The 946-nt window shown below is 61.1% G+C and carries 2 protein-coding genes; one reads left to right on the top strand and one right to left on the bottom strand.

Annotation, left to right across the window (positions count from 1 at the left end; genetic code table 11):
- Positions 1-21: 21 nt before the first annotated feature.
- Complete coding sequence (locus B879_RS23875; RefSeq protein ID WP_202949676.1) at positions 22-186, bottom strand: cold shock domain-containing protein; 165 nt, start codon at positions 184-186, stop codon at positions 22-24.
- 266 nt (positions 187-452) lie between these two features.
- Here B879_RS23875 and B879_RS23870 point away from each other — a divergent pair, with 266 nt between their 5' ends.
- Positions 453-683 carry a hypothetical protein gene (locus B879_RS23870; protein WP_007271902.1) on the top strand — a complete coding sequence of 77 codons (231 nt, stop codon included), beginning with the start codon at positions 453-455 and terminating at the stop codon, positions 681-683.
- Positions 684-946: the final 263 nt, after the last annotated feature.

Here is a 946-nt window from a genome sequence, read left to right as displayed (position 1 = left end):
CTCATCCAGCCAAGCGTACGCTCAGCGCTTGGGCGCCCTTGCGTCCTTCGGCAATCCAAACTCTAGGCGGGTTCCTGCGCGCAGCTCCGTCACGCCCGCTGGCAGCGCAGAGGCGTTCAAATACACTTCCTGACCCTCATCGGTCACCAAGAATCCGAACCCCTTGGAGGGTTCGTACCATTTCACTTTGCCGGTTGGCACGTCTAACTACCTCGTTCTTGCGTCACAATGGGCCGTCCGCGGGGTCCTTGACCAACCGCGTTCCCCATTTTCTGGCGATCTCCCGGAACGAAACCACGCGGCCCGACACCCGCTTGCGGGGCGTCCGGGTCGGCTCATGCGACCGGGGAAGTCTATATCTTCTAGGGTACGACATCCCGGGCATACCCTCTTCCAGTCCCCGATCCGCACCCCGATATGGCTTCGCGTCCGCTGCACGGTAGTTTTAAGGGGTGAACACCACTGCCTCTACCCCCGCATCCCAGCGCATCCTGACCCTCGTGGCCGGCTCTATTGCCATTGTTTCGTTGGTTGCTCTGGCCATCATCCTCATCCAATACATGATGCAGACAGCCCCGGTCCCGGCCCTGCTTGCCGTGGCGCTCTACGGACTGCCGGTCGCCTTCATCCTGCTGATCGTGATCCTGGCGCTGAATTTCCGCGAACGCCGCCGTTCCCCCTAGCCCGGCCACCGGCATTCCCACTGCACAACCCGGCAACGTGCCGGGTGCCTTGGCTGCTTGCACCGTGTCGACAACCTCTGGGCTCACAATGAACACACAGGATTCATACAGACAACGGTTGCAGACTGGTAACTATGAATGCCAAAACCCCCGAAGCAAAGCTCCTGGTCGTCGACGACGAACCAAACATCCGCGAGTTGCTCTCCACCTCCCTACGCTTCGCAGGCTTCGAGGTGGTTGCGGCAGCCAACGGCCGTGAGGCT

The sequence above is a fragment of the Cecembia lonarensis LW9 genome, assembly GCF_000298295.1.
In the GTDB taxonomy this organism is placed as follows: domain Bacteria; phylum Bacteroidota; class Bacteroidia; order Cytophagales; family Cyclobacteriaceae; genus Cecembia; species Cecembia lonarensis.
This window is presented reverse-complemented; position numbering and strand designations above follow the sequence as displayed.